Origin of the sequence: Salmonella sp. SAL04162 (assembly GCF_046551535.1) — a bacterium.
In the GTDB taxonomy this organism is placed as follows: Bacteria; Pseudomonadota; Gammaproteobacteria; order Enterobacterales; family Enterobacteriaceae; genus Salmonella; species Salmonella enterica.
The window spans coordinates 1-2,068 of sequence record NZ_JBGDVX010000038.1; the positions used below are offsets into that span (position 1 = coordinate 1).

The following is a 2,068-nucleotide window of genomic DNA, read 5'->3' on the forward strand; positions in this document are numbered from 1 at the left end:
TTGAATGGGTTCATGTGCAGCTCCATCAGCAAAAGGGGATGATAAGTTTATCACCACCGACTATTTGCAACAGTGCCGCCGATATGATCCAACTGATAAAGGAATTTGACGCTCAGGGCGTGGCAGTCCGGTTCATTGATGACGGGATCAGTACCGACGGTGATATGGGGCAAATGGTGGTCACCATCCTGTCGGCTGTGGCACAGGCTGAACGCCGGAGGATCCTAGAACGCACGAATGAGGGCCGACAGGAAGCAAAGCTGAAAGGAATCAAATTTGGCCGCAGGCGTACCGTGGACAGGAACGTCGTGCTGACGCTTCATCAGAAGGGCACTGGTGCAACGGAAATTGCTCATCAGCTCAGTATTGCCCGCTCCACGGTTTATAAAATTCTTGAAGACGAAAGGGCCTCGTGATACGCTTATTTTTATAGGTTAATGTCATGATAATAATGGTTTCTTAGACGTCAGGTGGCACTTTTCGGGGAAATGTGCGCGGAACCCCTATTTGTTTATTTTTCTAAATACATTCAAATATGTATCCGCTCATGAGACAATAACCCTGGTAAATGCTTCAATAATATTGAAAAAGGAAGAGTATGAGTATTCAACATTTTCGTGTCGCCCTTATTCCCTTTTTTGCGGCATTTTGCCTTCCTGTTTTTGCTCACCCAGAAACGCTGGTGAAAGTAAAAGATGCTGAAGATCAGTTGGGTGCACGAGTGGGTTACATCGAACTGGATCTCAACAGCGGTAAGATCCTTGAGAGTTTTCGCCCCGAAGAACGTTTTCCAATGATGAGCACTTTTAAAGTTCTGCTATGTGGTGCGGTATTATCCCGTGTTGACGCCGGGCAAGAGCAACTCGGTCGCCGCATACACTATTCTCAGAATGACTTGGTTGAGTACTCACCAGTCACAGAAAAGCATCTTACGGATGGCATGACAGTAAGAGAATTATGCAGTGCTGCCATAACCATGAGTGATAACACTGCTGCCAACTTACTTCTGACAACGATCGGAGGACCGAAGGAGCTAACCGCTTTTTTGCACAACATGGGGGATCATGTAACTCGCCTTGATCGTTGGGAACCGGAGCTGAATGAAGCCATACCAAACGACGAGCGTGACACCACGATGCCTGCAGCAATGGCAACAACGTTGCGCAAACTATTAACTGGCGAACTACTTACTCTAGCTTCCCGGCAACAATTAATAGACTGGATGGAGGCGGATAAAGTTGCAGGACCACTTCTGCGCTCGGCCCTTCCGGCTGGCTGGTTTATTGCTGATAAATCTGGAGCCGGTGAGCGTGGGTCTCGCGGTATCATTGCAGCACTGGGGCCAGATGGTAAGCCCTCCCGTATCGTAGTTATCTACACGACGGGGAGTCAGGCAACTATGGATGAACGAAATAGACAGATCGCTGAGATAGGTGCCTCACTGATTAAGCATTGGTAACTGTCAGACCAAGTTTACTCATATATACTTTAGATTGATTTAAAACTTCATTTTTAATTTAAAAGGATCTAGGTGAAGATCCTTTTTGATAATCTCATGACCAAAATCCCTTAACGTGAGTTTTCGTTCCACTGAGCGTCAGACCCCTTATGGCAGAGCAGGGAAAGGAATTGCCGGGCTATGTGCAACGGGAATTTGAAGAATTTCTCCAATGCGGGCGGCTGGAGCATGGCTTTCTACGGGTTCGCTGCGAGTCTTGCCACGCCGAGCACCTGGTCGCTTTCAGCTGTAAGCGTCGCGGTTTCTGCCCGAGCTGTGGGGCGCGGCGGATGGCCGAAAGTGCCGCCTTGCTGGTTGATGAAGTACTGCCTGAACAACCCATGCGTCAGTGGGTGTTGAGCTTCCCGTTTCAGCTGCGTTTCCTGTTTGGGGTCGTTTGCGGGAAGGGGCGGAATCCTACGCTAAGGCTTTGGCCAGCGATATTCTCCGGTGAGATTGATGTGTTCCCAGGGGATAGGAGAAGTCGCTTGATATGGCACTGTTGCAAATAGTCGGTGGTGATAAACTTATCATCCCCTTTTGCTGATGGAGCTGCACATGAACCCATTC

General features: G+C 48.7%; 2 protein-coding genes and 1 pseudogene. All 3 read left to right on the forward strand.

Annotation, left to right across the window (positions count from 1 at the left end; genetic code table 11):
- Positions 1-416: recombinase family protein (locus ACLJRH_RS26155; RefSeq protein WP_223228202.1), on the forward strand; the 416-nt coding region annotated here is incomplete at its 5' end.
- 182 nt (positions 417-598) lie between these two features.
- Positions 599-1,459: a broad-spectrum class A beta-lactamase TEM-1 gene (locus tag ACLJRH_RS26160; protein ID WP_000027057.1), complete on the forward strand. Its 861-nt coding sequence runs from the start codon at positions 599-601 to the stop codon at positions 1,457-1,459.
- A gap of 146 nt (positions 1,460-1,605) precedes the next feature.
- Positions 1,606-1,887 (forward strand): annotated as a pseudogene (locus ACLJRH_RS26165) (transposase zinc-binding domain-containing protein); the annotation flags it as partial.
- Positions 1,888-2,068 lie beyond the last annotated feature (181 nt).

Excerpts from the sequence above, each read along its gene's own strand:
- ACLJRH_RS26160 (WP_000027057.1), top strand. The coding sequence starts at position 599 with ATGAGTATTCAACATTTTCGTGTCGCCCTTATTCCCTTTTTTGCGGCA.